This window comes from Paenibacillus hodogayensis, assembly GCF_039536325.1.
Taxonomy (GTDB): domain Bacteria; phylum Bacillota; class Bacilli; order Paenibacillales; family NBRC-103111; genus Paenibacillus_AB; species Paenibacillus_AB hodogayensis.
Genome location: NZ_BAAAYO010000001.1, coordinates 169,604 through 192,242 on the forward strand (window position 1 = coordinate 169,604; position 22,639 = coordinate 192,242).

General features: G+C 58.7%; 20 protein-coding genes. 8 read left to right on the forward strand and 12 right to left on the reverse strand.

Annotated features, from left to right (window positions below; translation table 11 throughout):
- Positions 1 to 59: 59 nt before the first annotated feature.
- On the forward strand, positions 60 to 806 hold the full coding sequence (locus tag ABD796_RS00605; protein WP_344901262.1) for a DsbA family oxidoreductase: 747 nt from the start codon (positions 60 to 62) through the stop codon (positions 804 to 806).
- Positions 807 to 943: 137 nt separating this feature from the next.
- Here the strand turns inward: ABD796_RS00605 and ABD796_RS00610 are convergent, their stop codons facing one another.
- Positions 944 to 1,729, reverse strand: coding sequence for a hypothetical protein (locus ABD796_RS00610; RefSeq protein WP_344901265.1), 786 nt, complete (start codon positions 1,727 to 1,729; stop codon positions 944 to 946).
- Between the two features lie 152 nt (positions 1,730 to 1,881).
- On the opposite strand from ABD796_RS00610, the gene ABD796_RS00615 reads away from it, so the two are divergent.
- The 3 genes from ABD796_RS00615 (at position 1,882) to ABD796_RS00625 (ending at position 3,627) form a co-directional block, all read left to right on the forward strand.
- A complete protein-coding gene (locus ABD796_RS00615) occupies positions 1,882 to 2,517 on the forward strand; it encodes a histidine phosphatase family protein (protein WP_344901268.1) in 636 nt (211 codons plus the stop codon).
- Positions 2,518 to 2,634: 117 nt separating this feature from the next.
- A complete protein-coding gene (locus ABD796_RS00620) occupies positions 2,635 to 3,084 on the forward strand; it encodes a MarR family winged helix-turn-helix transcriptional regulator (protein ID WP_344901271.1) in 450 nt (149 codons plus the stop codon).
- Positions 3,085 to 3,087: 3 nt separating this feature from the next.
- Entirely contained in the window at positions 3,088 to 3,627 is a 540-nt protein-coding gene (locus ABD796_RS00625) for a glutathione peroxidase (protein WP_344901274.1), read from the forward strand.
- Between the two features lie 101 nt (positions 3,628 to 3,728).
- Here ABD796_RS00625 and ABD796_RS00630 read toward each other — a convergent pair whose 3' ends face one another.
- The 6 genes from ABD796_RS00630 to ilvD all read right to left on the reverse strand — a co-directional run bounded on the left by ABD796_RS00630 (position 3,729) and on the right by ilvD (position 11,721).
- Complete coding sequence (locus tag ABD796_RS00630; protein WP_344901277.1) at positions 3,729 to 4,277, reverse strand: SGNH/GDSL hydrolase family protein; 549 nt, start codon at positions 4,275 to 4,277, stop codon at positions 3,729 to 3,731.
- Between the two features lie 52 nt (positions 4,278 to 4,329).
- Positions 4,330 to 5,076 (reverse strand): type I methionyl aminopeptidase, encoded by a 747-nt coding sequence (gene map / locus ABD796_RS00635; RefSeq protein ID WP_344901280.1) that lies wholly within the window; start codon positions 5,074 to 5,076, stop codon positions 4,330 to 4,332.
- A gap of 224 nt (positions 5,077 to 5,300) precedes the next feature.
- On the reverse strand, positions 5,301 to 7,499 hold the full coding sequence (locus ABD796_RS00640; RefSeq protein ID WP_344901283.1) for a PAS domain S-box protein: 2,199 nt from the start codon (positions 7,497 to 7,499) through the stop codon (positions 5,301 to 5,303).
- Between the two features lie 177 nt (positions 7,500 to 7,676).
- Positions 7,677 to 8,441 (reverse strand): SDR family NAD(P)-dependent oxidoreductase, encoded by a 765-nt coding sequence (locus ABD796_RS00645; protein ID WP_344901286.1) that lies wholly within the window; start codon positions 8,439 to 8,441, stop codon positions 7,677 to 7,679.
- Positions 8,442 to 8,477: 36 nt separating this feature from the next.
- A complete protein-coding gene (locus tag ABD796_RS00650; RefSeq protein ID WP_344901289.1) occupies positions 8,478 to 9,971 on the reverse strand; it encodes a M81 family metallopeptidase in 1,494 nt (497 codons plus the stop codon).
- Positions 9,972 to 9,984: 13 nt separating this feature from the next.
- Positions 9,985 to 11,721, reverse strand: coding sequence for a dihydroxy-acid dehydratase (gene ilvD / locus ABD796_RS00655; protein WP_344901292.1), 1,737 nt, complete (start codon positions 11,719 to 11,721; stop codon positions 9,985 to 9,987).
- Between the two features lie 235 nt (positions 11,722 to 11,956).
- Between ilvD and ABD796_RS00660 the strand changes: the two genes are divergently transcribed.
- Both ABD796_RS00660 and ABD796_RS00665 read left to right on the forward strand, forming a co-directional pair.
- Positions 11,957 to 12,616, forward strand: coding sequence for a GntR family transcriptional regulator (locus tag ABD796_RS00660; RefSeq protein ID WP_344901295.1), 660 nt, complete (start codon positions 11,957 to 11,959; stop codon positions 12,614 to 12,616).
- An 88-nt stretch (positions 12,617 to 12,704) separates the two neighbouring features.
- The gene (locus ABD796_RS00665; RefSeq protein ID WP_344901298.1) at positions 12,705 to 13,877 is read left to right on the forward strand and encodes a MalY/PatB family protein; all 1,173 of its coding nucleotides are present in this window, start codon (positions 12,705 to 12,707) and stop codon (positions 13,875 to 13,877) included.
- Between the two features lie 109 nt (positions 13,878 to 13,986).
- Here the strand turns inward: ABD796_RS00665 and ABD796_RS00670 are convergent, their stop codons facing one another.
- Positions 13,987 to 14,811, reverse strand: coding sequence for a DUF6597 domain-containing transcriptional factor (locus ABD796_RS00670; RefSeq protein ID WP_344901301.1), 825 nt, complete (start codon positions 14,809 to 14,811; stop codon positions 13,987 to 13,989).
- 185 nt (positions 14,812 to 14,996) lie between these two features.
- Here ABD796_RS00670 and ABD796_RS00675 point away from each other — a divergent pair, with 185 nt between their 5' ends.
- Entirely contained in the window at positions 14,997 to 15,410 is a 414-nt protein-coding gene (locus ABD796_RS00675; protein ID WP_344901304.1) for a VOC family protein, read from the forward strand.
- A gap of 226 nt (positions 15,411 to 15,636) precedes the next feature.
- Here the strand turns inward: ABD796_RS00675 and ABD796_RS00680 are convergent, their stop codons facing one another.
- Positions 15,637 to 16,965 carry an FAD-dependent oxidoreductase gene (locus ABD796_RS00680; protein WP_344901306.1) on the reverse strand — a complete coding sequence of 443 codons (1,329 nt, stop codon included), beginning with the start codon at positions 16,963 to 16,965 and terminating at the stop codon, positions 15,637 to 15,639.
- A 115-nt stretch (positions 16,966 to 17,080) separates the two neighbouring features.
- Here ABD796_RS00680 and ABD796_RS00685 point away from each other — a divergent pair, with 115 nt between their 5' ends.
- On the forward strand, positions 17,081 to 17,965 hold the full coding sequence (locus ABD796_RS00685) for a helix-turn-helix domain-containing protein (RefSeq protein ID WP_344901309.1): 885 nt from the start codon (positions 17,081 to 17,083) through the stop codon (positions 17,963 to 17,965).
- Here ABD796_RS00685 and ABD796_RS00690 read toward each other — a convergent pair.
- The 3 genes from ABD796_RS00690 to ABD796_RS00700 all read right to left on the reverse strand — a co-directional run bounded on the left by ABD796_RS00690 (position 17,922) and on the right by ABD796_RS00700 (position 22,330).
- Positions 17,922 to 19,667 carry an amylo-alpha-1,6-glucosidase gene (locus ABD796_RS00690; RefSeq protein ID WP_344901312.1) on the reverse strand — a complete coding sequence of 582 codons (1,746 nt, stop codon included), beginning with the start codon at positions 19,665 to 19,667 and terminating at the stop codon, positions 17,922 to 17,924. The two genes, ABD796_RS00685 and ABD796_RS00690, sit on opposite strands and share 44 nt — an antisense overlap.
- A 283-nt stretch (positions 19,668 to 19,950) precedes the next feature.
- The gene (locus ABD796_RS00695; RefSeq protein ID WP_344901315.1) at positions 19,951 to 21,612 is read right to left on the reverse strand and encodes a putative ABC transporter permease subunit; all 1,662 of its coding nucleotides are present in this window, start codon (positions 21,610 to 21,612) and stop codon (positions 19,951 to 19,953) included.
- Positions 21,605 to 22,330: an ABC transporter ATP-binding protein gene (locus ABD796_RS00700; protein WP_344901318.1), complete on the reverse strand. Its 726-nt coding sequence runs from the start codon at positions 22,328 to 22,330 to the stop codon at positions 21,605 to 21,607. The genes ABD796_RS00695 and ABD796_RS00700 overlap by 8 nt, the downstream gene beginning before the upstream one ends.
- Positions 22,331 to 22,639 lie beyond the last annotated feature (309 nt).

The window sequence follows — 22,639 nt, forward strand, 5'->3', positions numbered from 1 at the left end:
ATCGGTTACGATATACGGCATTTTATTTGCCAACATCATGTTCAGGAGGTCTGATCGTTATGAAGGTTGAAATATGGTCCGATTTTATTTGTCCGTTCTGCTATATCGGCAAACGGCGTTTCGAGCAAGCGCTGGAACGCTTTCCCCACCGCAGCGAGCTGCAGATCGAGTATCGCAGCTTCGAGCTGGACCCCCGCTCCAAGCGCGACCTGCAAGGCGATATTCACGACATGCTGTCGGCCAAATACGGCATGAGCCGGGAACAGGCCAAAGCCGCGAACGCCAACGTAGGCGAGCAGGCCAAGTCGGTCGGGCTTGCCTTTCATTTTGACACCATGAAGCCGACCAATACGTTCGATGCCCACCGTCTGGCTCATCTGGCGGGACGTTACGGCAAATCGGCGGAAATGACCGAGCGGCTGCTGTACGCTTACTTTACCGAATCCGCCCATCTCGGGGACCGCGAGGTGCTGACCGCACTAGCCGCCGAGGTCGGACTCGACCGGGAGGAAGCGGCCCGTTACTTGAGCACGGAGGAAGGCTCCGACGAAGTTCGCGCGGACGAACAGGAAGCGGCCGCCCTCGGCGTACGCGGCGTACCCTTCTTCGTTATTAACCGCAAATACGCCATATCCGGCGCGCAGCCGGCTGACGTTTTTGTGGATACGCTGCTTAAAGCTTGGCAGGAGGAGCATCCGCTCGTATTCGTAAACGGGGCCGAAGGCGCAGGGTCGGACGGTTTTTGCGAGGACGGGGTATGCGCCGTTCCTCCAACGCCGGAAATCGACAAAGGCAGCAGCAACTGATGCATAGTCGGTTGCACGCATAGTCATACAGGATCGCCAAAAAACCGTCGGCTCCGCAAGAGCGACGGTTTTTTTGGCGAGCTGATCCGCGTACGGATTCGGATTTCGTTCTTCTCGATGCTTGATCGATACCGCGGTCAATCGTCTGTACCCGCTGAATGGACGTCCGCCGCCACGGTTGGCGCTTCCGCAAGAAACGCTCCATCCTTCCAGCGACGGATCGTTTCCATGTAGGTCCCCTTTTGCTGATCATAGTATGTATTAATAAACCCGTCGTTCCCCGCTTTACGGTAGCGGATCGATTCGCGGCTATCGACCGAGTACACGTTTTGTTCCAGAAGGCGAAAACCTTCCTCCCGGAGCGTGATAATGGCATACAAGCTGCCGTTGCTGCCGGCCCGTTGCCCGATCGCAAAGTCGGGCGCGCCGTCGCCGTTGTAGTCGTCAAAGAGCAGCTTGAACGGCTCGCCTTTGCGGAAGCTCATGGCCTGGCCGTCAAACGCCCCGTTTAGCTCGAGGCGGGCTTTTTCTTCCCCGTTATTCCCATACGCAACCGCCTCGAACTTTCCGTCCAGAAACGTTCCCATGTAAGGTCCCGGCGATAAATCCGTCGTTTCTTGCCCTTCGGTCCACCATACGCGGATCGTTTCGTATGCTCCCCCTCCAGCCGCTTCAACCGTTCCTTCCGCCACGACAATAGGTTGAAACGAAGGCGCGGCCGCGGATTCCCGATCGGCTCCCGCGTTGCCTTGAAGGGCAAGGCTGCTTATGCCGGGCAACTGCGAAGCCGGCCCGACCGATTTCGGCTCTGCCGCCGCCGGATCGCTTTCGCCCCCGTTCCCGCAGCCGCTGCCCAGCATGAGCAGAAGCGCGGGGACCCCTGCGAGCAGCCGTCTGTTTCTTCCTTTTCCGAGCAGGCTCATCGTTCCTCCCCCTTCTCTTTCAAAATAGTAGACGGATGTTCAAAAGCAAAGGTTTCTTATACCTGTTCTCGGTTAAGACGGACGAAGCGGAAACTGGTAAACTGTAGGGAAGAAGAAAGCAGTCTGCTTTGCACAAGGAAGGAGGGAGCCGAATGAACACGAGACCGAAAACGACCGTCTATATGATCCGTCACGCCGAATCAATCTATATCGAAGGCGCCGAGCGGGAGAGAGGTTTGACGGACAAAGGCTCGGAAGACGCCCGACTTATTCGGGAGCTGCTCCTAGGGGCGCGAATCGACGCATTCGTATCCAGCCCGTACCGGAGGGCGATCGATACGATAAGTCCGCTTGCGGAAGCGGCGGGCAAGGAGATTGCGATCGAAGAGGATTTGCGCGAACGGCAGGCGTCCGCAACCGGCTTCGGCAAGGACGCTTTTATGGAGGCGAAGCGGAAGCTGTTCGACAACCCCGGTTTCGCCTATCCGGGCGGGGAATCGAGTATCGAAGCGCAGGAACGGGCTTGCCGGTCGTTAAGCCGGCTCATCGGACAATACCGCGGTCAGTCGCTGGCCGTAGGCACGCATGGAGATATTATGACGCTTATGCTGAACCGGTACGACAGCCGCTTTGACTATACGTTTTGGACCGGGACGACGATGCCGGACGTCTACAGACTTCAATTTGTCGACGCCGGGACGCTTGCCGACGTAACCCGGCTATGGCCGCAGGGGCCTTCCTGCCATCTGCCGAAACCGCTTAGGGAAGCGGATAACGCAGACGGATGACAGGCGCTCCGAACGAAACCGCTAACCGGACACGCGTTCGTTTTGACTCGCCCGCTCCGGCGTGCTAGAATTACATTGTATTCAATTTAATTTAGCACAATCGATATGGAGGCTGGCATGAACCGGGACGATTCGCTTACGCTGGACAACCAGCTCTGCTTCGCCTTGTACGCCTGTTCCCGCGAGATGACGAAGCTGTACCGGCCGTTTCTGGACGAGCTGGAGCTGACGTACACGCAGTACGTCGCGCTGCTGGCGTTATGGGAGCAGGACGACGTGACGGTCAAGCAGCTTGGCTCCCGACTGTACCTGGACTCGGGTACGCTGACTCCGCTGCTGAAGAAGATGGAGCAGGCGCAGCTGATTGTCCGGGCGCGGGATGCGGCGGACGAGCGCAATGTCCGAATACGCTTGACCGAAAGAGGCGGCACGCTTAAGCAGAAGGTATGCGACGCGCAGCAGAAGGCGTTCTCGCGGGCCAACATTCCGGCGGAAGAAACGAAAGAGCTGCGCGATCGGCTTACCCGCCTGCTGCAGCAAATCCATCAAACGACGACGGAGGAATGAGCAATGGGAGTTTACGACTACACCGCCCGCAACATTCGCGGGGAAGAAATCGGTCTCAACCAGTACGAGGGCAAAGTGCTGCTGATCGTCAATACGGCCAGCAAATGCGGATTTACGCCGCAGTACACGGAACTGCAGAAGCTGTACGAGCAGTATAAAGACCGCGACGTCGTGGTGCTCGGCTTCCCGTGCAACCAGTTCGGCGCGCAGGAACCGGGCTCGGAAGACGAAATCCATACGTTTTGCCAATTGAACTATGGCGTCACGTTCCCGCTTTTCGAGAAAGTCGACGTAAACGGATCGGACCGTCACCCGCTGTTCGGTTACTTGACCGAGCAGGCTCCCTTCGAAGGATTCGATCCGGAAAACCCGCGCGGCAAACGGCTGACGTCGATGCTGGAGCGCGAAGGATTGCTCGAAAGCAACGATGTGAAATGGAATTTCACGAAATTCCTCGTCGACCGCAGCGGCAACGTCGTCGGACGCTACGAATCTCCCGTCGAGCCGGCGGAGATCGCCCCGGCAATCGAAGCGCTGTTGTAATTCCGCAGCGGCTTCTGCATCTTCATCGATTTTTCGTTATAGCCAAAATAGCCCTCGCGGTCGTCTGACGACGTCTGCGAGGGCTATTTGCCCGATGCCGCTTATAAATAGCGGCGAATGACGGAGGTCACGCGCTCCGCCAGCTTGGCATTGCCCGTGTCGCTCATATGCAGCCGGTCGGGGCATAAGCAGCCGGCCAAGTCCTGCTTGACGATCCGGTTCAGGTCGTTCACTTCGACCCCGTGCCGGTTCATCAGTTCGACCGCAGCCGCGTTGTACATATCGATTTCGGCGTTGCTCCGGTTCGTTTCGTCATATGGCACCGCAGTCGTTGTAGCGAAGATGATCGACGCTCCGGTTCTTTGCAGCTCGTTCAGAATGCGTCCGATCGTATGCACGTATTCGTCCAGCGACGTCAACGCTTCGATCATCGGCGCTTCATGGTGCAAATCCCACAATCCGTTGTTCCAATGCACGATGTCGGGTTTGCCCAGCTCCTTGATCCACAAATTGACGCCCCACAGCGTATGCTTGGCGAACCTGCCGTTCTCCGCCGGCGCGACAACCTCGGCCTCTCCCGCAAGCTGTGCGCGAACGAGCGGCTCATAGCCCATCCGGATCGAATCCCCTAGCAGCAATACTTTTTTCATCCTCAATCTCTCCCCAATGTCATGATGTCTGTAAACCGGAACAGTTCGTTCGTTACTGCTTCGTCAAAATAAGCGGCCCTTCCGCCGTAATCGCCACCGTGTGCTCGTACTGCGCGGACAGCTTGCCGTCCACCGTCCTCGCCGTCCAGCCGTCGGCGTCGATCTTGCTATGGTACGTTCCGGCATTGATCATCGGTTCGATCGTAATGACCATGCCTTCCTTCAGCCTTACGCCCAGTCCGGGCGGTCCATAGTGCGGCACCTGGGGCTCCTCGTGCATCTCCTCGCCGATGGCATGGCCGACGAAGTCGCGAACGACCGAGAAGCCCTGCGCTTCCGCATACTTCTGGATCGCGTGAGACACATCGCCGAGCCGATTGCCCGCGATCGCTTGCTCGATCCCTTTGTACATCGAGGTCTCGGTAACCTCCAACAGCTTCTTGGCCTCCGGGCCGACCGTTCCGACCGCGTAGGACCACGCGGAGTCGGCCAGCCAGCCGTCCAGCCGTACCACCATATCGATGCATACGATATCTCCGTCGGCCAACGCCCGCTCCCCGGGAAAGCCGTGGCAAATGACATCGTTGATCGAAGCGCAGGTTGCATATGGATAGCCGTGGTACCCCTTCTGCTCCATCGTCCCGCCTCCGGCGATGACGAACGCTTCGGCAAATTCGTCGATTTCCCGAGTCGTAACGCCCGGCCGAATCCGCTTGGCGATTTCCCGGTGGCAGGCGGCCAGCAGCTGTCCGGCCCGGTGCATCTTGGCGATTTGTTCTTTGGTTTTGATCACGATCATGGCGCGCCCTCCCGACGGCGGAATAGCCGGAAATGCATCGGGCTTCCCGGCTCCCTGAAGTTGCATCCATTTGCGATTGCAGCAGGATGATGTTGCTCGTTGTTTCCTTCCCGAAAACGGCGTTTCCAGGCTTTTTGCGGCTTTCTCTTGCTTGGTCTAGCTTTGACGAATGATCGCCAGCCGATACTATCCGTCTCGTCGTTCGTTTTCTCCCAAGCAGCACCTCAGCCCGGCTGTTCAAAAGGCAGCCGGACCTCCACGCTCGTCCCTTCGCCCTCCCGGCTGCTGACGCCAAGCGTACCGCCATGGTTCTCGATAATGCGCTTGCTGACCATGAAGCCGAGACCGTTTCCCTTCTCTTTCGTCGTGTAAAACGGCTCGCCCAGTCTCGCGAGCTGCGATCCGGGAATACCGCAGCCTTCGTCGGAGATCGTCACGACGGCGAAATCGTCCCGCTGCCGGAGTTGGATGACGATCAGGCCGCCGCCCGGCATTGCTTCGATGCCGTTCTTGATTACATTGATCCACACCTGCTTTAACTGGTTCTCGTCGCAGGATATCACGACCGAGTCCGGCTCGAAATCGGTGACAAGCTGCACATTGTTCATAATCGCTTGCGAGTCGAGCAGCGTTTTGACCTGATGCAGCAGCAAGCCGATATCTTTGGGCCTGAACAGAACGCTTTGCGGCTTGGCCAGCACGAGCAGCTCGTTCAGGATCATCTCGATACGGGCGATTTCCGAGGCGATAATGTCAAAGTACTCGCGCTTCTGGGAAAAGCCGCCGCCGTTCATCAGCTGAATGAACCCTTTGATCGCCGTAATCGGATTGCGGATTTCGTGGGCGATGCCAGCGGCCAGCTGTCCGGCGATCGACAGCTTCTCTGCGTTAACCATCCGCTCCTCCGACTGCTTGCGGTCGGTCATATCCCGGAACGAAACCGAGCAGCCGGATACGTTGCCTTGTCCGTCTCGCAGAGGAAAAGCCGTCAGACTGACAGGGAGCGAACGACCGTCCTTGCGCTGCCGCTGCGTTTCGTACGTCAGCACCGGCTGTCCGCCGTTCAACTGGATCAAATTCCGCTCGAGCTCCCCGTTAAGTTCCGGCGGCACGAATGCGATATCGTAGATGGATCGCGTGAGAAGCTCATCCGCCTTCCATCCGAACGCCTGCTCGAACGCCTCATTGACCTGGATAATGCGGTTGTCTGAATCATACACCATGATCGGATCGATATTATGGGCAATGGACGACTCCAGCCGTTCCTTCGCGGCCTTCAACTCGTCCTCCGCCCGTTTGCGGTCGGAAATGTCCCGGCTGACGGCCAATATTTTGTCCGGCCGCCCGGCGGCATCGGAAATCAATTTCGCCATCGTTTCGATCCAGACGTAGTGGCCGGCCTTGTGCTTGACCCGATACGTGTACTTGTGGGAATCCGTTCCGGGAAGAAGCTGACATGAAGCCGCCTCCAGATCCACAGGGTGCCACAGCGCGGCGAACGATTTGCCCAGCATCTCCTCCGGAGCGAAGCCGAGCAGCTTGTGCGAGGCGGGAGACATATATAGAATCGTACCGTCCAAAGCGCTGTAGGAAATGATGTCCTGGGAGTTTAACGAAATCAGCTCGTACATGGACTGGCTTTGCTCCAGTCGGTCCCATAGCTTCTTCAGCTTCGTAATATCCCGGGCTACGCCATGTACCCCGATCACTCGGCCATCCACTTCAATCGGACTGTTGGCTACGTCGAATACGATCCGCCTGCCCCGAGAATCGATACCGACAAACTCATGGCGTTGGGATTCCCCCCCTTTCACTTGCCGAAACCGTTCTTCTGCGGCAGCCAGTTGGTCCGGGGCGACCAGCATCCGTAAGTGCAGGGAACCGCTCTCGATTTGCTCCGCCTCCAAAGCGAACGTATCGAGAAACGTCCGGTTTGCATACGTATACGTTCCGTCAAGGTTCAACGAATAAATCAGATCCGGGTGATTGTGGAACAGAGCCTCATACCGTTTGAGGATCAGCCTCATCTCCCGTTCGGCACCCTTATGCGCGGTCCTGTCGATCAGGTGCGCCATGAGGTACATCGGTTCCCCGCTCTCGTCACGCACCAGCGACACGCGGGTGCTTGCCCATACGGTATGCCCCTGCTTATGGATGTACCGCTTCTCGAACTCGCCCCCGTATCGATCGCCGGCCAGCATGCCGGCCAGCGCCTTCTCCAGAGCGACAGCGTCCTCCGGATGTGCAAACCGGAAACATGATGCTCCCGTCAGCTCTTCGGCCGCATACCCAAGAAACGAGCAGGCGAAATCGTTCGCGTGCAGCACCGTACCGTCCACGCCGACGATCGCCATGGCGGTCGGAGCCTGGGCAAAAGCCAGCTGAAAGAAGATACTGTCACTAGGCCCACGCTCTAAAGACATCTCTGGTCTCCTCCGCATTGTGAACTCGAATAGTGAACTCGTTCCCTAGTTTGTTCGTGATGCACGGCGGTTTTTCCTTTCTTCCTTCGACAAAGGGCCTTGAAATTTTTAAACACAAACGGGGAAAAGACCGTCCGCAAATCGCGGAACGGCCGGCAAACTATTTATTCAGGGACGCTAATGCATCATCCAGCCGCCGTCGACGTTGACGGTTTGGCCGGTCGTAAAGTCGCTGTCGGGCGAAGCCAGAAACAAAAACGCGCCGGCCATATCCGCAGGCAGCTGACGCCGCGGTATCGCCTGCTCCTCCGCGAAGTAGCGCCCGACCGATTCCCGCTCCGCCGGATCGGGCATATCGAGCAGTTCCTGCTCTGTCATGACCGCCCCGGGCGATATGGCGTTTACCGTAATGCCGTGCTGGCCGACTTCCCGGCTCAACGCGCGGGTAAAGCCGATGACGCCGCCCTTGGAGGCGACGTAATGAGCGAACCCTTTCTGCCCCCGCCAAAAGGTGACGGACGATACGTTGATGATTTTGCCGTAGCCTTTCGCCCGCATATGCGGAAATACCGCCTTGCTGGTCAAAAAGCACGCCTTCAGGTTGACGGCCTGAACGCGGTCCCATTCGTCCCCGGTAATCTCGTACCAAGCCTTGCGGGGATAAATGCCGGCGTTATTGACCAGGATATCCACTCCGCCCCAAGCCCGGCCGATCGTCTCGACCATGGCATTCACCTGCGCCTCGTCGCTCACATCGGCATGAACCGCCATCGCTTCTCCGCCGGCGGACCGGATCGCGGCTACAGCCGCTTCAGCCCGGTCCGATGGACCGATGTAGTTGACAACCACCTTGGCCCCTTGCTCCGCGAACGCCTGGCATACGGCCAAGCCGATGCCGGTCGATCCGCCAGTCACGAGAGCGACCTTATGCTGCAATCTCATGCGCGAACAGTCCTTTCCTCATGAAATGCCAAACGTTTACTCGTACCGGAAGCCGGTGTCGAACGGATACATCGGACGGGGGATTTGCCGGTACGTTAAGCTGGCCAGGTTCGCCGTGCTGGCTCCGGGCGTATCCAATATGTAAATATGGCTGCTCAGCTTCTCGTATTCGGCGCGGAATTGGGCAGCCGATTTCACTAAGACCAGGTCAGCTTCTGTCGGTTCCAGGCCGAAGGTGCGATACATCGCCGGGTCACCGGTAAAGGTCGCATGTTCCATCAGCAGCACGGAAAGACCGCCGATCCGCACCACCGCGCAGAGGCCCATGTCCGCTTCCATGTTGGATGCCGTGCCGCCGCCGAAGCGGAACTTGCCGTGACCGACACGGCCGACGACGCCTTCCACCGTGAGCGGCTGCCCGAACGCACGGCTGACGGAGTGGCCGAGACTTAGCCGGACCTTGCGGCCCTCCCCCGCTTCCGTGGCGGCCCTTACAGCTTGCGGATCGACCATCGAGAGCAGGCAGCGAATTCGCTCGCCGGCATTCAGCCGCAGCAGCTCGCCGAGCACGTAATTGCTGTCGCCGGGCGAGCCGGCGCCGGGACTGTCGGCGGAGTCGGAGACGACGACCGGGCCGGTGCGCCCGTCCAAGCCGGCATCGAGCAGAGCGACAACCTCCTCCACCGTATGCAGGCGGATGCGGAACCGCTCGCGCTTGCTCCACATGAGCGCGGCCAGCCGCGCGGCCTCCGCTTCGGCTCTGTCCGCATCCTCGTCCATCACCACGACCGAGCAGCCCATCTCGGTGATATCCAGCCAGGGCTGGACGAGAAACAAGGAAGCGACGGATGCGGAGGAAGCCCGTTCGCCGGTGAGCGCCGCTTCCCACAGCTCCTGCATCGGACCGCGATACGTTTCGTGCGCCTCCGCCGGCACGATCATTGGCACTTTGCGCAGCTGGATGTGCGGCTTCGTTTCCCCCCGGACGATACGAAACAGCAGTCGGGCCGCCCGCTCTCCGGTTTCCACGAAGTCCATATGCGGGAACGTGCGGTATCCGACCAGCCCGTCGACATGGTCGACCAGCTTGCGGGTGACGTTGGCGTGCGAATCGAGTGTGATCACGATCGGCACATCGGGCCCGACATAGCGCCGGAGCGCTTCGACGATTTCCCCGTCCGCATCGTCGTTGTCTTCCGCGGTCCAGGCGCCATGCAGGGCGAACAGCACGCCGTCGCAGGAGGAGATTCGTTCGAGCTGCCCGAACAGGATCCGCTTCAACTCGTCCAGCGTCGCCCGCGGGATTTTGCCCGACGAGACCGCGTGTGCGAACACCGTCGGAAGCAGCGTCACTTGCGCGCCTTCGCGGGCGGCGGCTTGGCGGAATCCGGCCAGCTCGTTCTCCGCTCCACCGTCCTCCAGCAATTGCTCGCCGATCTTGAAATAATACCGCTGGAAGTCGCCCAGCGCGCTGCCTCCCGAGCTGAACGTATTGCTTTCCTGAATTAGTCCGCCGATCACAATCTTCATCCCGAATCTCCCCTTATTCCTGAGTAGAAGCGCCTTCCAGCGCGGGTCTGGCCAGCCTCGTATACTGCCCGAGCGCGCCCTTGTGCCGGATCGGCGGACGTTTCCATTCCGCTTTACGTTTCTCCAGCGCAAGCGCGATCTCCTGCTCGTCGCCCGCCTTTCCGTCTATGCCGACGATATCCAGCCGGCGGGCGGGAATATCGATCCGGATCGTATCGCCGGTCCGCAGGAAAGCGATCGGGCCGCCGTCCAGCGCCTCCGGCCCCATATAGCCGATGCACGGACCGCGCGTTGCGCCGGAGAACCGGCCGTCGGTCACAAGCGCCGTCGTCTTCGACAGCACCGGATCGGAGGCGATCAACTCCGACATGTAGAACATCTCCGGCATCCCGGTTGCCCGAGGTCCCTGGTAGCGGATAACGATGACGTCGCCCGGGCTGAATTCGCCGTTCAGGAAAGCGTCCACGGCCGTCCGCTCGCTGTCGTACACCTTGGCCGGACCTTCGTGCACCCGCATATCCGCCACGACCGCGGACTGCTTGATCGTTGCCCCTTGCGGAGCGAGATTCCCTTTCAGCAGCGCCATCGATCCTTCCGTCTTGAGCGGCTTATGCAGCGGATAGATGACATCGCGCTTGTTGAGCTTGTAATTGGCCAGAAACATCTCGGCATAATTGGGCATTTCGCTGCGCCCGAACTGCTCCAGGTTGTCGCCGACCGTACGGCCGGTGACCGTCAGGCAGTCGAGGTGCAGCTTATCCTTCAGCTCCTTCATGACCGTCGGCACGCCGCCCGCATACCAAAACAGCTCGGTCGGGTATTTGCCGGCGGTTTTCGTGTCGACGAGCACAGGAACGGTACGGTGAATCTCGTCGAACCTATCCGCGCTGAGGGCGATCCCGGCTTCGCGCGCAATGGCGATCAGATGCATAACCGCATTCAGCGATCCGCCGATTGCCGAATGGATCATAATCGCATTCTCGAACGCCTCGCGGGTCAGAATGCGCGAAGGGGTTACCCCGGCGCTGTGCAGCTCCATCACCTGCTGCCCGGCCGCTCGGGCCATCCGCCGAATCTCGGCGTTCGTCGCCGGAATCAGCGCCGACCAGGGCAGCGCCAGACCGAGCGCCTCCGCCATAACCTGCATCGTTGCCGCCGTCCCCATATATTGACAGGCGCCGCAGGTCGGACAGCACGCCCGCTGGAACGCCAGAAACTGCTCCTTGGTCATGTTCTGTTCCTTCACTTCGACGCTCATATGCCACAGCTCTTCGTTCGATTTCATGCACGGGCCCGCTCCCATGGCGCCGCCCGGTATGTGAATCGCCGGAATGTCGAGCCGCGCGATGGCCATCAGGTGGGCCGGCACCGCCTTGTCCCCGGCGGAGCTGAGCACCATCGCGTCGAAGGGCGTCGCCTTGGCGTGAATCTCCACCATCGAGGCGATAAAATCCCGCGAAGCGAGCGAGTAATTCATTCCTTCGTGCGCCTGGGCAATGCCGTCGCATATATCGGTCGTCGTATAGGCCGCCGGCTTGCCTCCCTGCTGGAGAACGCCTTTCTCCGCCTCTGCGGCAAGCTCGTGCAGATGATACGAGCTGGGGTGGCTGGAGCCGGCCGTAGTCTCGACCAGCACCTGAACTTTATCCAAATCCGCAACCGTCCAATCCATCGACATGCGGAGCGCGTCGCCTTCAAAACTCATGCTTCGCACCTGTTGGCTGCGAATTCCGTTGTTCGTTGTACTCACTCTCGTTCCCCTCTCCCGTCGTGACCGAACCGTTTGACACCTTTAGTATAATTCATAATGTAACAATGTCAACAATATTTCATTCAAACTAAACGAGAGCTTCTGAACGGTGTTGCACCGCAATTGCCTCAGACGTGGCGGGGCCGTGTACACCCCTGTCCGAATGTTTACAATGCTTCTTTTTTCCTTTAAACTGGAGTAATACGAACTTATGATTGAAGGAAGTGCGCCACGCATGTCCCAGTTTCGTTTCGACGAGCAAAAAGCGACTTCCCTGCGGCATAAAATTACTGACGAGATACGCAGGGCGATTTTCCAAGGCAAACTGAATCCGGGTGACCGGCTCCGCGAGGTGGAGATTGCCAATCAGATGGGCGTCAGCCGCGGTCCGGTCCGCGAAGCGATCCGCATGCTCGAGCAGGAAGGACTGCTCGTCTCGCTTCCCTATAAAGAAACGACGGTTGCCGACATTACGGGCGAAGAGGTGCGCGACGTACTGAACCCGATCCGGCTCATTATCGAGACGTTCGCCATCCGCAAGGCGCTGCCGAATATCGGGGAGCACGAGCTGGAGCGCTTGTCCTCGTTCGTGCTGGACATGAGGAACGGAGCCGCGCAAGGCAATCTGAACCAGATCGTCGAGAGCGATCTGGCGTTTCATGAATATGTGATCGGCTTGGCGGATATGCCCGGGCTGCTCGGTACGTGGACGTCGATCTACAACCGGATTCATTTGCATTTTACGGTTCAGGGGCGAGCCTACGAAGACTTGAACGACCTGTGGAAAGAGCACGACAAACTGCTCGACGTCATCCGCGAGGGGGACCCGGAGCGAATTGCCTCCGCCTGGTCGGAGCATGTGGGAACGTACCGAAACCGGGGAGAAGGAGCCTGACTCAACTCCGGAGCCTTCCTGCACCAATATCGTTTTTAAAAGATGCTGCAGTCTCTAACCTCACATACGAACAGACGGAGGGATTCACGTGTCATTCGATTTCGACCGCCGCATCGACCGGCGGCAAACGCATTCCTACAAATGGGATCAGAGCGAGAAGCTGTTCGGAGATAAAGACCTTTTGCCTTTATGGGTAGCCGATATGGATTTCCAGGCCCCCTCCGCCGTGCGCGAAGCTATCGAGAAAAGGGCCGCTCTCGGCGTATACGGGTATTCCTTCCGCGAGGACAGCTATACGGAAGCGATCGTGCAATGGTTCCGGCAAAGACACGACTGGACGATCGATCCGAAATGGATCACGGACCTGCCGAGCGTCGTCACCTCGCTCAGTCTCGCCGTCGAGCAGTTCAGCGAGCCGGGCGGCGAAGTCGTGCTGCAATCGCCGGTCTACTATCCGTTCTACCATGTCATACGCAACAACGACCGGAAAGTCGCCGATAATCCGCTTGTCTTCCGCAACGGCAGGCTCGAAATGGACTACGAGCAATTGGAATCGCTGTTCAAGGGCGGCGCGAAGCTGCTTCTGCTGTGCAGTCCGCACAACCCCGGCGGACGGGTATGGAGCCGCGAGGAGCTGCTGCGGCTGGGCGAGCTGTGTCTGGCCTACGGCGTAACGGTCGTTTCCGACGAAATTCACGCCGATCTGGTGCTGCCCGGACACAAGCACGTGCCGTTTGCCTCGCTTTCCCCGGAGATCGCAGACATTACCGTCACATGCCTGGCCGCGACCAAGACGTTTAACTTGCCGGGGCTGCATACGTCGTTTACCGTCGTCTCCAATCCGGAGCTGAAGCGCAAGCTGGACAACCGGATTAACACGCTCAGCCTGCATATGGCGCAGCATTTTGCCCAGGATGCAGTGGAAGCGGCATACCGCGAGGGCGGAGAATGGCTCGATGCGCTGCTCGCCTACGTGTCGGCCAATATCGATTACGCCATCGACTATTTGGCCGAGCATTTGCCCGAGGCGAAGCCGCTCCGGCCGGAAGGCACGTACCTGTTGTGGGTCGACTGCCGCGGCCTGGGGCTCGACGTCGAAGGGCTGAAGGACCTGATGTACCGCAAAGCAAAGGTCGTTTTCAATGAAGGCTCGACGTTCGGCAGCGCCGGCGCCGGTTGGCTCCGCATCAATCTGGCGTGCCCGCGCTCCATCGTGGAAGAAGCGCTGGAATCGTTTTGCCGGGCGGCCCGGGAGCGTTAAGCCGGACGAAGAAAACGAATTTCACGCAAAAAAACCTCCAACACCCACTTTTGCGGCCCGTTTGGAGGTTTTTTCCTTCCCGTTTGCATGGCTTGAAGCCGGCATTGCTTTAATCGTCGCCTAAACCGTGCGGTACTTTTTGAAGTCGGTGCTCCTCCGGCGTCTTTCCGATGATCGCCTTGAAATCTTTGATGAAATGAGCCTGGTCGTAATACCCCATATCCATGGACAGCTTGACCCAGTCGGGTTGTTCGCCGCGTTCGGCTTGCTCGGCCGCCTCATGCAGGCGATAACGCTGGATGACCCATTTGGGACTTATCCCCACGTACCGGCTGAACAGACGCTGGAGCGTCCGCTTGCCGATACTGAAACGATCCGCGAGATCGTCGACTTTCGCAATATGACGGTCGTTCTCGATCGTCCGCACAATTCGGCTCGCCTCTTCGACCCCTTCGTCCCGTTCCGGCATGCGGGCGCGAAAAAACTGTTCGGCCAGCCGAATCATCCCCTCGTCGTCCGGCTGCGCGAGAACGGCCGTCTCCAGCGCATTCGCCTCCTGGCCGAACGCCTCTTCCAAGCTGACGGATTTTCCAGCGAGTCCAGCGATGTCCTGCTTCCAGAACGGATAAAAGCCGCCCGGCTGGAATTTGATCCCGAGCACCCGGCCCTCGCCCTGCACGATACGGGTTTCGCTCGTTCGGTTCACTCCGTATATCCGCGTATTGCCGCACTCGAACACCATATTGACGTTCGGGTGGGAAAGCACGATTTGTCTGTAGGGCGGTTTCCCCCGCAAGTCCCAGCGGACGACCCAGAAGCGCTTAATCAGCCAATCGAGGTCCGGCGAAGGCATGTACCGGGCAAGCGAAAATTGCCCTGCCGTCCGATCGCTGTTCAAAATGCCTTTGCCGCCCGCTCCCTCAGACGTTCTCATTATGATTCCTCCCTTGGCGCCTGTCGCATTTTCCCGATACTTCTTGCTGTTTGTCCTATTATAAGGGTAGCAATACCGCAATCCCATTGCAATGGAAAATGATTCGACAAAAGCTTTATTGAGCATTCCCCCGGATGCGACTATACTTGTGATGACAGACAAGCCATCATTAGGGAGTGATTCGATTGGATAACAATGAAAAGCTTGGAGGCGGCGGGTTTCATCATGTCGCCATTCGCGTATTCGATTTTGAAGCGACGCTTCGCTTCTATACGGAATTGCTCGGGTTTCGCGTGAAAACCCGTTGGGGCGAAGGCAACGGCCGGGCAGCGCTGCTTGACACCGGCGACGGCAACTACTTGGAGGTGTTTGCCGGCGGCCTGGAAGGACCGAAGCCGGAAGGCGCCTTTCTGCATGTGGCGCTGCGTTCCGATCGCGTCGATGAGGTGACCGAGCAGGTTCGGGCGGCTGGCTTCGAAGTGACGGTCGAGCCGAAAACCGCCCAGCTCGGCGACTACACGGTCCGGCTTTCCTTCTTCAAAGGGCCGGATGGCGAACTGATCGAATTGTTCCAGACGATCGGCGAAAACCAGCTGTAAAGCATACGCCATACAGCTTCATGCCGCTATCTGGCCGCAGCCTATTAGCAACAAGAAAAAAGCCGTCCTCGGCTTGCAAAAAGACCGTTAAAGGCCGTTTTCACCGGCCAATAACGGTCTTTTTCCTTTCGACTATCGCCAGTCGCTGGCGAAGTCCGGGCTCTTTTGTTCGTGCGCTCTACCGACACGGTACGGAGAAATGACGGCTTCCTAACACGATGATGTACTAGCGAAGCGTCGCCTTCTCCACGTCTCCTTCGACAAACTGGCCGCCGGCTTGCAGCACATAGCGGATTTGCGCGGCGGGAACGTCGCGGACGTCGTCGGCCTTCGCCCATACCGCCAAAGCCGCCGCCGTTCCGGCCGCCTCGCCGATCGCGCTGACGCCGGACATGACGCGGTACGAGCTGTGCGCTTCATGCGTCCCGCTGATACAGCGCGAGCTGAGCAGCAGGTTGCTCCAGCCTTTGGCGATCAGCGAGCGGTACGGAATATGGTAATAGCCGGATCCGCCGATCTTCACCAGCATTGCCCCGCCTCCCAGCGGATCGTGAATGTCGATGCTGTAGGCGCAGGCGGCGACCATATCGTCGAAGGCGCGGCCCGAGAGGCAATCGTCGGCGGTCAGCACGTAGTCGCCGACGATCCGCCGTCCTTCGCGCACGCCCAGCTTCGGCGCGATGTATTCGACCTCCGCCGCCGCGAAGGCCGGATGGCGCTTGATCGCCGAAGCCAGCTGCTGCGCCTGCTCGACGCCCTCTTTCATGCCGGCGGCTACCGAAGCCGCGTTCGTCGGGTCCACATCGGTCACCGCCGTAGAGTTGAACAAGATGCCTTTCCCGTCCGGGTAAGGGAAGCACAGCACGCTCGGCCGGGAATTTCGCGTTCCTCCCTCTTCCTTCAGTTGCTTGTAATAGGTCGTAAGCTCCTCGCGCAGCGAACGGATTCCGCTCCACGTCGTCACGTCCGGCTTATGCAGCAGGGCCGGATCGAAGCCGATCATTTTGAACGTCACGGTGGCCGTCTGCATTTTGCCGTCCCCTTCGCGGCCCAGCTCAAACTCCGCGCCGGCCAAAGCGCTCAGGTTGCCGTCGGCGGTCGCATCCAGAAACACGCTTCCGTCCGCCTCATACGTTTCTCCACCGTTCGTCTCCACCCGCACCGATACGATCCGCCCAGACTCGGCAGCGACACCCGTCACGCGGCTCCCGGTCCGCACCGCAATGCGCGGCTCCTTGCGGAGCAAGTCGGCATAAGCGTCCTTCAACTGCTTCTCGTCGTAAGTCGGCACCGTTTCGTCCGCCTCGAACAGCCCTTTGCTTTCCGTATAAGCTTGCGGAAACAATTCGCGGTGAATGCCGTTGTTGATCGGCCGGCCGTTCTTGTCCCGGAATGAACAAATGAGTGACACCGCCGAATGAACGCCCGTCCCGCCGATTTCCTCCATTTCCTCGAGCAGCAGCACGCTGCGTCGCAGCCGGGCCGCGGCGAGAGCGGCGCATATCCCGCCGACCCCCGCCCCGACGATGACGATATCGTACGATTGCTTATGCATAGCCACGATCCTCTCTAATTCCGCTTCTATATATTTTTACAGTTTTTCGCAAGCGCTTTCCTTCTGTATAATGACTATAATACTACAAGAAGCAAGCCAAGGGAGGCTTCGGTCGATGGAGCCGATGAAGAAAAAAGAAGATTTTGAAGGAACGCCGTTTCCTTTTAAAATGTCGATTCAGCAGCGCATACCGAACTTGGTAAACGCCCATTGGCACGAGCACCCCGAATTTATCCGGGTACTGAAAGGCCCGGTCACGGTGCAGATCGACAGCGATACGTTTATCGGCTCGGAGGGCGATCTGTTTTTTATTAACAGCAACCGGATTCATTCGGTTATGACACAAGCCGGCCCGGATGGCCGGGGCGGGGAAATTCAGGGCATGGTGTTCGACAAGTCGCTGCTGCTGCGCATCGCGGACAGCCCGAACATTCGCCATGCGCTCACGCAGCTCGCCGCATCCGACGCGGTCCGCAGCCGCTATGACGGAACGCATCCACTAACGGCCGGACTGCTCGCGGACATGGAGGCTGCCTACCGGGAATTTACGGCGCGCGACCTCGGCTTCGAGTTGGGCATTGCGGCATGCATCTACCGGATGATGACCGCGCTGCTGCGTCTGCACCGCCCGCACCCTTCCGCCGCTGCCGCCGCGGACGCGTACGCCGCCTATTCGAGCCGCCTCAAGCCAGCCGTCGATTACATGGAAAGCCGCTTCGCGGAGAAGGTGTACATGGAGGCCGTCTGCCAAACCGTCAACATGAGCCTGTACCACTTCTCCAGCATGTTTAAAAAAGCTTTCGGCATTCCGCCGATCCAATATTTGACCCGCATCCGCATCGGACAGGCCAAGCGAATGCTCGTCGACCTGGAGCTGCCGATTACGGAAATCGCCGAGCGCTGCGGCTTTTGCAACATCAATTATTTCGATAAAGTATTCAAGCGGCAAAGCGGCTTTACGCCGTTGGAGTACCGCAAGCGCTTCGCTGCGATTTCCTGAGTCCGTATTTGTCGAGCAGCAGGCAGGCGGTCAAGGCGGCGCTCCAATGGTAGTCGCGGATCGCATCGACTTTATTGCGGATGTTGTACGGCTTTCTCGGCGGCCCCTTGCGGTCGCATTCGGTCGGAGGGAGCTCGTCCTTGGCATCGTAATATTCGAAGATCACCCCATACCGTTCGTAATAGCGATTCACCATGGCGATCGTCGCATCGGCCAGCTTCGCGGCCTCGTCGGTACGGCCGTGACGCTTCAAGCCTTGCACGATCATATAGTTCAAGTTGATCCACGTCGGCCCTCTCCACATATCGGTCCCCCACGTCGGCTCGGATACGGCCAGACTCGGTACCGGACAAGCCGTGCCGAAATGGGCAGGATCGCGCAGCAGCGCCAGAAGCCGGTCGGCATAGCCCGTAGGTAGCTCCTCCAGCAGGAGCGGCAGAAACCCGCTGACCGCCTTCACTTTCGTCAACCGTCCGTCCATCCGTTTATCGTAAAAGAAGCCGTCCTCCTCGTCCCACAGCTCGGCAATCAGCTTCCCAGCCATACCGGAGGCCCGCGCGTTCCACTCCGCCGCCTTGTCTCTCTTGCCCAGCTCCGCGGCGATGCGGGCCACATACTTCATATCCTGCGCGACGAACACGGAGAAATCGACCGCATCCAGCTCGATGGCTTCGTCGAAGCGCGGGGAGTTGTCCATCCCGGATTCGCCGGAGCGGCAGTTGACGTTGCCTTCAATCGCCCATTCCGGCAAGCCGTTGCCGTTCGCGTCCCGGTTGGCCAAATCCCACTCCAGATATCGCTCCAGAATCGGCAGCGCGAAGCTCAGCTTGGCAAGGTCGGGCTCGGCCACGTAGTTTTCCCATACGCCCCAAGCCAAAATCGGCGGCTGCGTAATGACGCTGAGCTTGCCGGACACCGATATCTGATGGACGATCATGCCGTCCGGCCGCGCCGTCTCCAGCATCGTCCGCAAACATTGCCACGATATGTCGGCGTTCACTTCGTTCATCGCCAGCGAATGGAACACCGTATCCCACAGCCACATATCCTTGTGCGGCACGCGGTCCGGCGTCGACCACATGTACCGGAACGCCCCTTCCGGCGATAATGTGTTCACCTTCATGACGCTGACGCATTTATTCAGCAGGCGGGAGTGCCCGTCATCCGGAAGCTGCGCCAGCTCCCCGTATAGGAGCAGTCTCCGTTCGATCTCCCGGCCGGCATCGGCCTTCGCGCCTGCCGTCGCCCGGTCCGCGGCTTCTTCTGCAGTTTTCCCGTAGCTCAGACCGAACCGGGAGCCGGACACCGCCAAGGCGATATAATCGCCGTTGTCCTCGTCTAGGGTGGTGCTCACCCCGTCGGACTGCGGCTCAGCGGCGACGCCGTCCTCCCAGACGAGCGTCGGCTCCGTCCCGACCGGAACGGAGCCGGTCAGCGTATGCCACGATGCATAAACGAGATCGCATTCGCCGGACGCCGTGACAAGCTTGCAGACATCTCCCGTCACAACGACGGTTTCCGTTACCGGAGGCAGATTCAGATGCAAAACCCGTCTTTTTTTCGTGTGAAACAACAAGGAATACGGATCCGCTCCCCAAGTCGAAGTAAACCCCGGCAGCGTATTCGTTTCCCCATCCATACCCGAGAAAGCGAACAGCCCTCCTTCTCCAAGCCGATTCGGCCAAACCGCATTTTGTTTCAATTGTATCTCCCCATTCCGTGTGCATCTCATTTTTTCTATGCGCCTCAAGCCGTGCGCGATGGTGGCCATGCCGACCGATGTCCATTGCAGGCTTTCTTTTATGGTAAAAAAGAAGACGCTCCGGTTCTATACAGTTTTCAGGGAAGAATTTATACTTTTCGGGTATGAGCGCAAATAGAAAACAGCCATCAAAACCGCTGAAATACAACGGATTCGATGGCTGGGTTTTGCTATGCGGACTTCTTCGCCGGTTTAACCTCTTCGCTGCGCCGGTTCTTTATCGTCAGACCTCGATTTTGCCGAACCAGGCTTCTCCCTTCGCCTTCAACAGACGGACGAGCAGCAGGTCCGCCACAGCCAGCACGCCAAGCAGCGCAAAGGCGCTTCCCCACAGGCCGGCGCCCATCCGGCTCAACCCGTAGAACAGTGCGGCAGCGACGGCAACGTTAAGCAGCATGTTGAACAGCCCGTTCATGTTTTGCTTGACCGCCTTCTGCTCGTTGTCCCATACCAGCTTCGGCAGCCACAGGTCGATCATGACGCCCGTCAGACTGGCGAACAGCGTGGCCAGAACGGCGATCGCCAGCATCACGGCCAGGAACGCGGCCGGAAGCTTCAGCACGAACAGTGCGACCAGCAGAACCAAGAACGCTCCGCACATCGTAATGAGCCAGCCGGTCGCGACTTTAGCGACAATCATGCTGCCATACCGCACGGGCAAATATTTGGATACGAAAAAACCGGCCCCTTCGCGGGATATCGAAGTGGGCGCCGTCGCATTCGCTCCGGATATGAACAGCAGCAGAGCGAGCCCGATCGCGGGCACCAGCCACGTGGCCGAGCCCGTATCAAACAGCGTTCTCGCCGACCCGAGCATATCCTTGAAGCCCGGCTGCGTCAGAATCGGGATCAGCATTAGCACCGGCCATAGAAGCGACATCAGCACGCAATTGAGGAAGTAGGGCGGCGTGCGCAGCAGAACGCGAATCTCCTTCGTCATCAGCGCCTTCAGCGCCGACTGCTGCGATGTCCGCTTGTCAAGCTGGCTGCCGCTCAGCCGAATGCGGCGTGCCCCCGATTCCGAAAGCCCGATTACGCCTTTAAAGTAAAACTTCTGGGCCAGCGCCACAAACACGAGGTAGCCTAACACCGACAATCCTACGAACAGCCCCAGCCAAGCCAGCCCGGACAGCTGCGCTTCCTGCAGCAGCGCATTCGCCGCCAGCTTGACGCTTGGAAACGAGCGGGTCGCCATGTCGACGAACGAATTGTTGCCGCCCGTGAGCATCTCCTGTAATTGCTCAGGCTTCATCGCCTTGCTGAGCGTCCGTTGAATGAACATATTCAAGCCGAACGAGAGCAGCACCGCGGCGATACCGCCGAACATCCGGAACCGGTCCTTGTTGCGGGAAATCCCGGCAAAGCTCATGACCGCCATCGCGATGATCGAAGCAAGGATAAGCGGCACGATCGGCAGCGCCAGGAAAATCAAGACGGCATATACCCAGTACAGCACCCCGACGCCATCCTTGTAGCCGTATACGCCGAGCAGCGGAACGAGCAGCAGCAGCAGGGTCAAATATTCGTAGCCGAGCACGGTCAAAAACTTGGCCGTCACGATTTGCCCCGGCTTCAGAGGCAGCGGCAGCAGATGTTCTACATCCTGCGCGAAATAAAACACGGTAATCACATAAAAAATACCGAACATGAACACGACCAGACTGGCTATCGCGAGCCCGAGTCCGAGCAGAACGCCTGCTTGGCCGATCATGTTCAGCGCGTCGTAAAACATGGATACCATGCTCCCGATGGCCGAGGCCAGCGGAATCAGCACCACCACCAATAGGACGCCAAGCAGCACCTTCTGGAGCGGCTTTCCCTGCTTGGTTAGTTGACCGGACCCATTCTTCAGCAAAATGCGCGTCAGCGCTATCGTCTTATTCATCGCCGGTCAGCTCCAGGAACAGCTTCTCCAGGGAGAGATCGGACTGGAACCGCTCCTGCATCTCCTTGAACGTTCCGCAAAACAAAATGTCCCCCTTGTTAATAATCGCCACCCGGTCGCAAAGCTTCTCGGCCACCTCCAGCACGTGGGTGGAAAAAAACACCGTCTTGCCGGCGGCGGCATGCTCGCGCATCATTTCCTTCAGCGTATAGGAAGATTTCGGATCAAGCCCCGTAAGCGGTTCGTCCAAAATCCACACCTCGGGGTCGTGGATAAGCACGCCCATGATGACGATTTTTTGCCGCATGCCGTGCGAATAGCTCTGGATCGGGTCGGACAGCGCCTGCTCCATGTCGAACCGGCGGCCGAGCGTCTCGATGCGCTCCTTGCGAAGCGGCTTCGGCACCTCGTACATGTCCGCCATAAAATTCAAGTATTCGAGTCCTTTCAACCGCAGAAATAAATCCGGGCTGTCCGGCACGTAACCGAACTGTTTTTTCGCCTGAATCGGATCGGCGGCCACGTCGTACCCGTTCATGCGGATCGTGCCTTTGTCGGGTTTGGCTATGCCGGTCATCATTTTGATCGTAGTCGTCTTGCCGGCGCCGTTCGGCCCAAGAAAGCCGAATATTTCGCCGCCGTTAACGGTCAGCGTCACATTGTCGACCGCTTTCCCTTTGCCGTTGTAGCTTTTCGTGATGTAGGATAGTTCGATCATCGGGTTTGCTCCTCTCAAGCCGTATTTCAGGGCTATCGCCCTTTATTATAGCACAAATGCTTCCTTCCATTTCCAGTCGGGCTCTCCCCCGTTTGCGGACTGTCGCATCGAGGTTCAGTAAGCCCTTTGCGAGTTTTCAAGCCGGACGCCAGCACCAGTTCGATCAAATTCTCAATTTAGACCCTTCGATTGATTACAGTGAAGTCTACGATGACGTGATTAGTATGGGGACTGTCGTTCGGCTTCTTTTGGGAAGCAGCAAAACGAGAGAGATCGGAGGAATCCCCCGATCTCTCTTTTGCTTGTATC

What these genes read in the sequence shown, in the direction of transcription:
- ABD796_RS00650 (WP_344901289.1), bottom strand. Translation starts at nt 9,971, where the DNA reads ATGAAGATTGTGATCGGCGGACTAATTCAGGAAAGCAATACGTTCAGC.
- ABD796_RS00685 (WP_344901309.1), top strand. Translation starts at nt 17,081, where the DNA reads ATGGAGCCGATGAAGAAAAAAGAAGATTTTGAAGGAACGCCGTTTCCT.
- ABD796_RS00680 (WP_344901306.1), bottom strand. Translation starts at nt 16,965, where the DNA reads ATGCATAAGCAATCGTACGATATCGTCATCGTCGGGGCGGGGGTCGGC.
- ABD796_RS00610 (WP_344901265.1), bottom strand. Translation starts at nt 1,729, where the DNA reads ATGAGCCTGCTCGGAAAAGGAAGAAACAGACGGCTGCTCGCAGGGGTC.
- ABD796_RS00630 (WP_344901277.1), bottom strand. Translation starts at nt 4,277, where the DNA reads ATGAAAAAAGTATTGCTGCTAGGGGATTCGATCCGGATGGGCTATGAG.
- ABD796_RS00625 (WP_344901274.1), top strand. Translation starts at nt 3,088, where the DNA reads ATGGGAGTTTACGACTACACCGCCCGCAACATTCGCGGGGAAGAAATC.
- ABD796_RS00615 (WP_344901268.1), top strand. Translation starts at nt 1,882, where the DNA reads ATGAACACGAGACCGAAAACGACCGTCTATATGATCCGTCACGCCGAA.
- ABD796_RS00695 (WP_344901315.1), bottom strand. Translation starts at nt 21,612, where the DNA reads ATGAATAAGACGATAGCGCTGACGCGCATTTTGCTGAAGAATGGGTCC.
- ABD796_RS00640 (WP_344901283.1), bottom strand. Translation starts at nt 7,499, where the DNA reads ATGTCTTTAGAGCGTGGGCCTAGTGACAGTATCTTCTTTCAGCTGGCT.
- ABD796_RS00700 (WP_344901318.1), bottom strand. Translation starts at nt 22,330, where the DNA reads ATGATCGAACTATCCTACATCACGAAAAGCTACAACGGCAAAGGGAAA.
- ABD796_RS00605 (WP_344901262.1), top strand. Translation starts at nt 60, where the DNA reads ATGAAGGTTGAAATATGGTCCGATTTTATTTGTCCGTTCTGCTATATC.
- ABD796_RS00645 (WP_344901286.1), bottom strand. Translation starts at nt 8,441, where the DNA reads ATGAGATTGCAGCATAAGGTCGCTCTCGTGACTGGCGGATCGACCGGC.
- map (WP_344901280.1), bottom strand. Translation starts at nt 5,076, where the DNA reads ATGATCGTGATCAAAACCAAAGAACAAATCGCCAAGATGCACCGGGCC.
- ABD796_RS00660 (WP_344901295.1), top strand. Translation starts at nt 11,957, where the DNA reads ATGTCCCAGTTTCGTTTCGACGAGCAAAAAGCGACTTCCCTGCGGCAT.
- ABD796_RS00670 (WP_344901301.1), bottom strand. Translation starts at nt 14,811, where the DNA reads ATGAGAACGTCTGAGGGAGCGGGCGGCAAAGGCATTTTGAACAGCGAT.
- ABD796_RS00620 (WP_344901271.1), top strand. Translation starts at nt 2,635, where the DNA reads ATGAACCGGGACGATTCGCTTACGCTGGACAACCAGCTCTGCTTCGCC.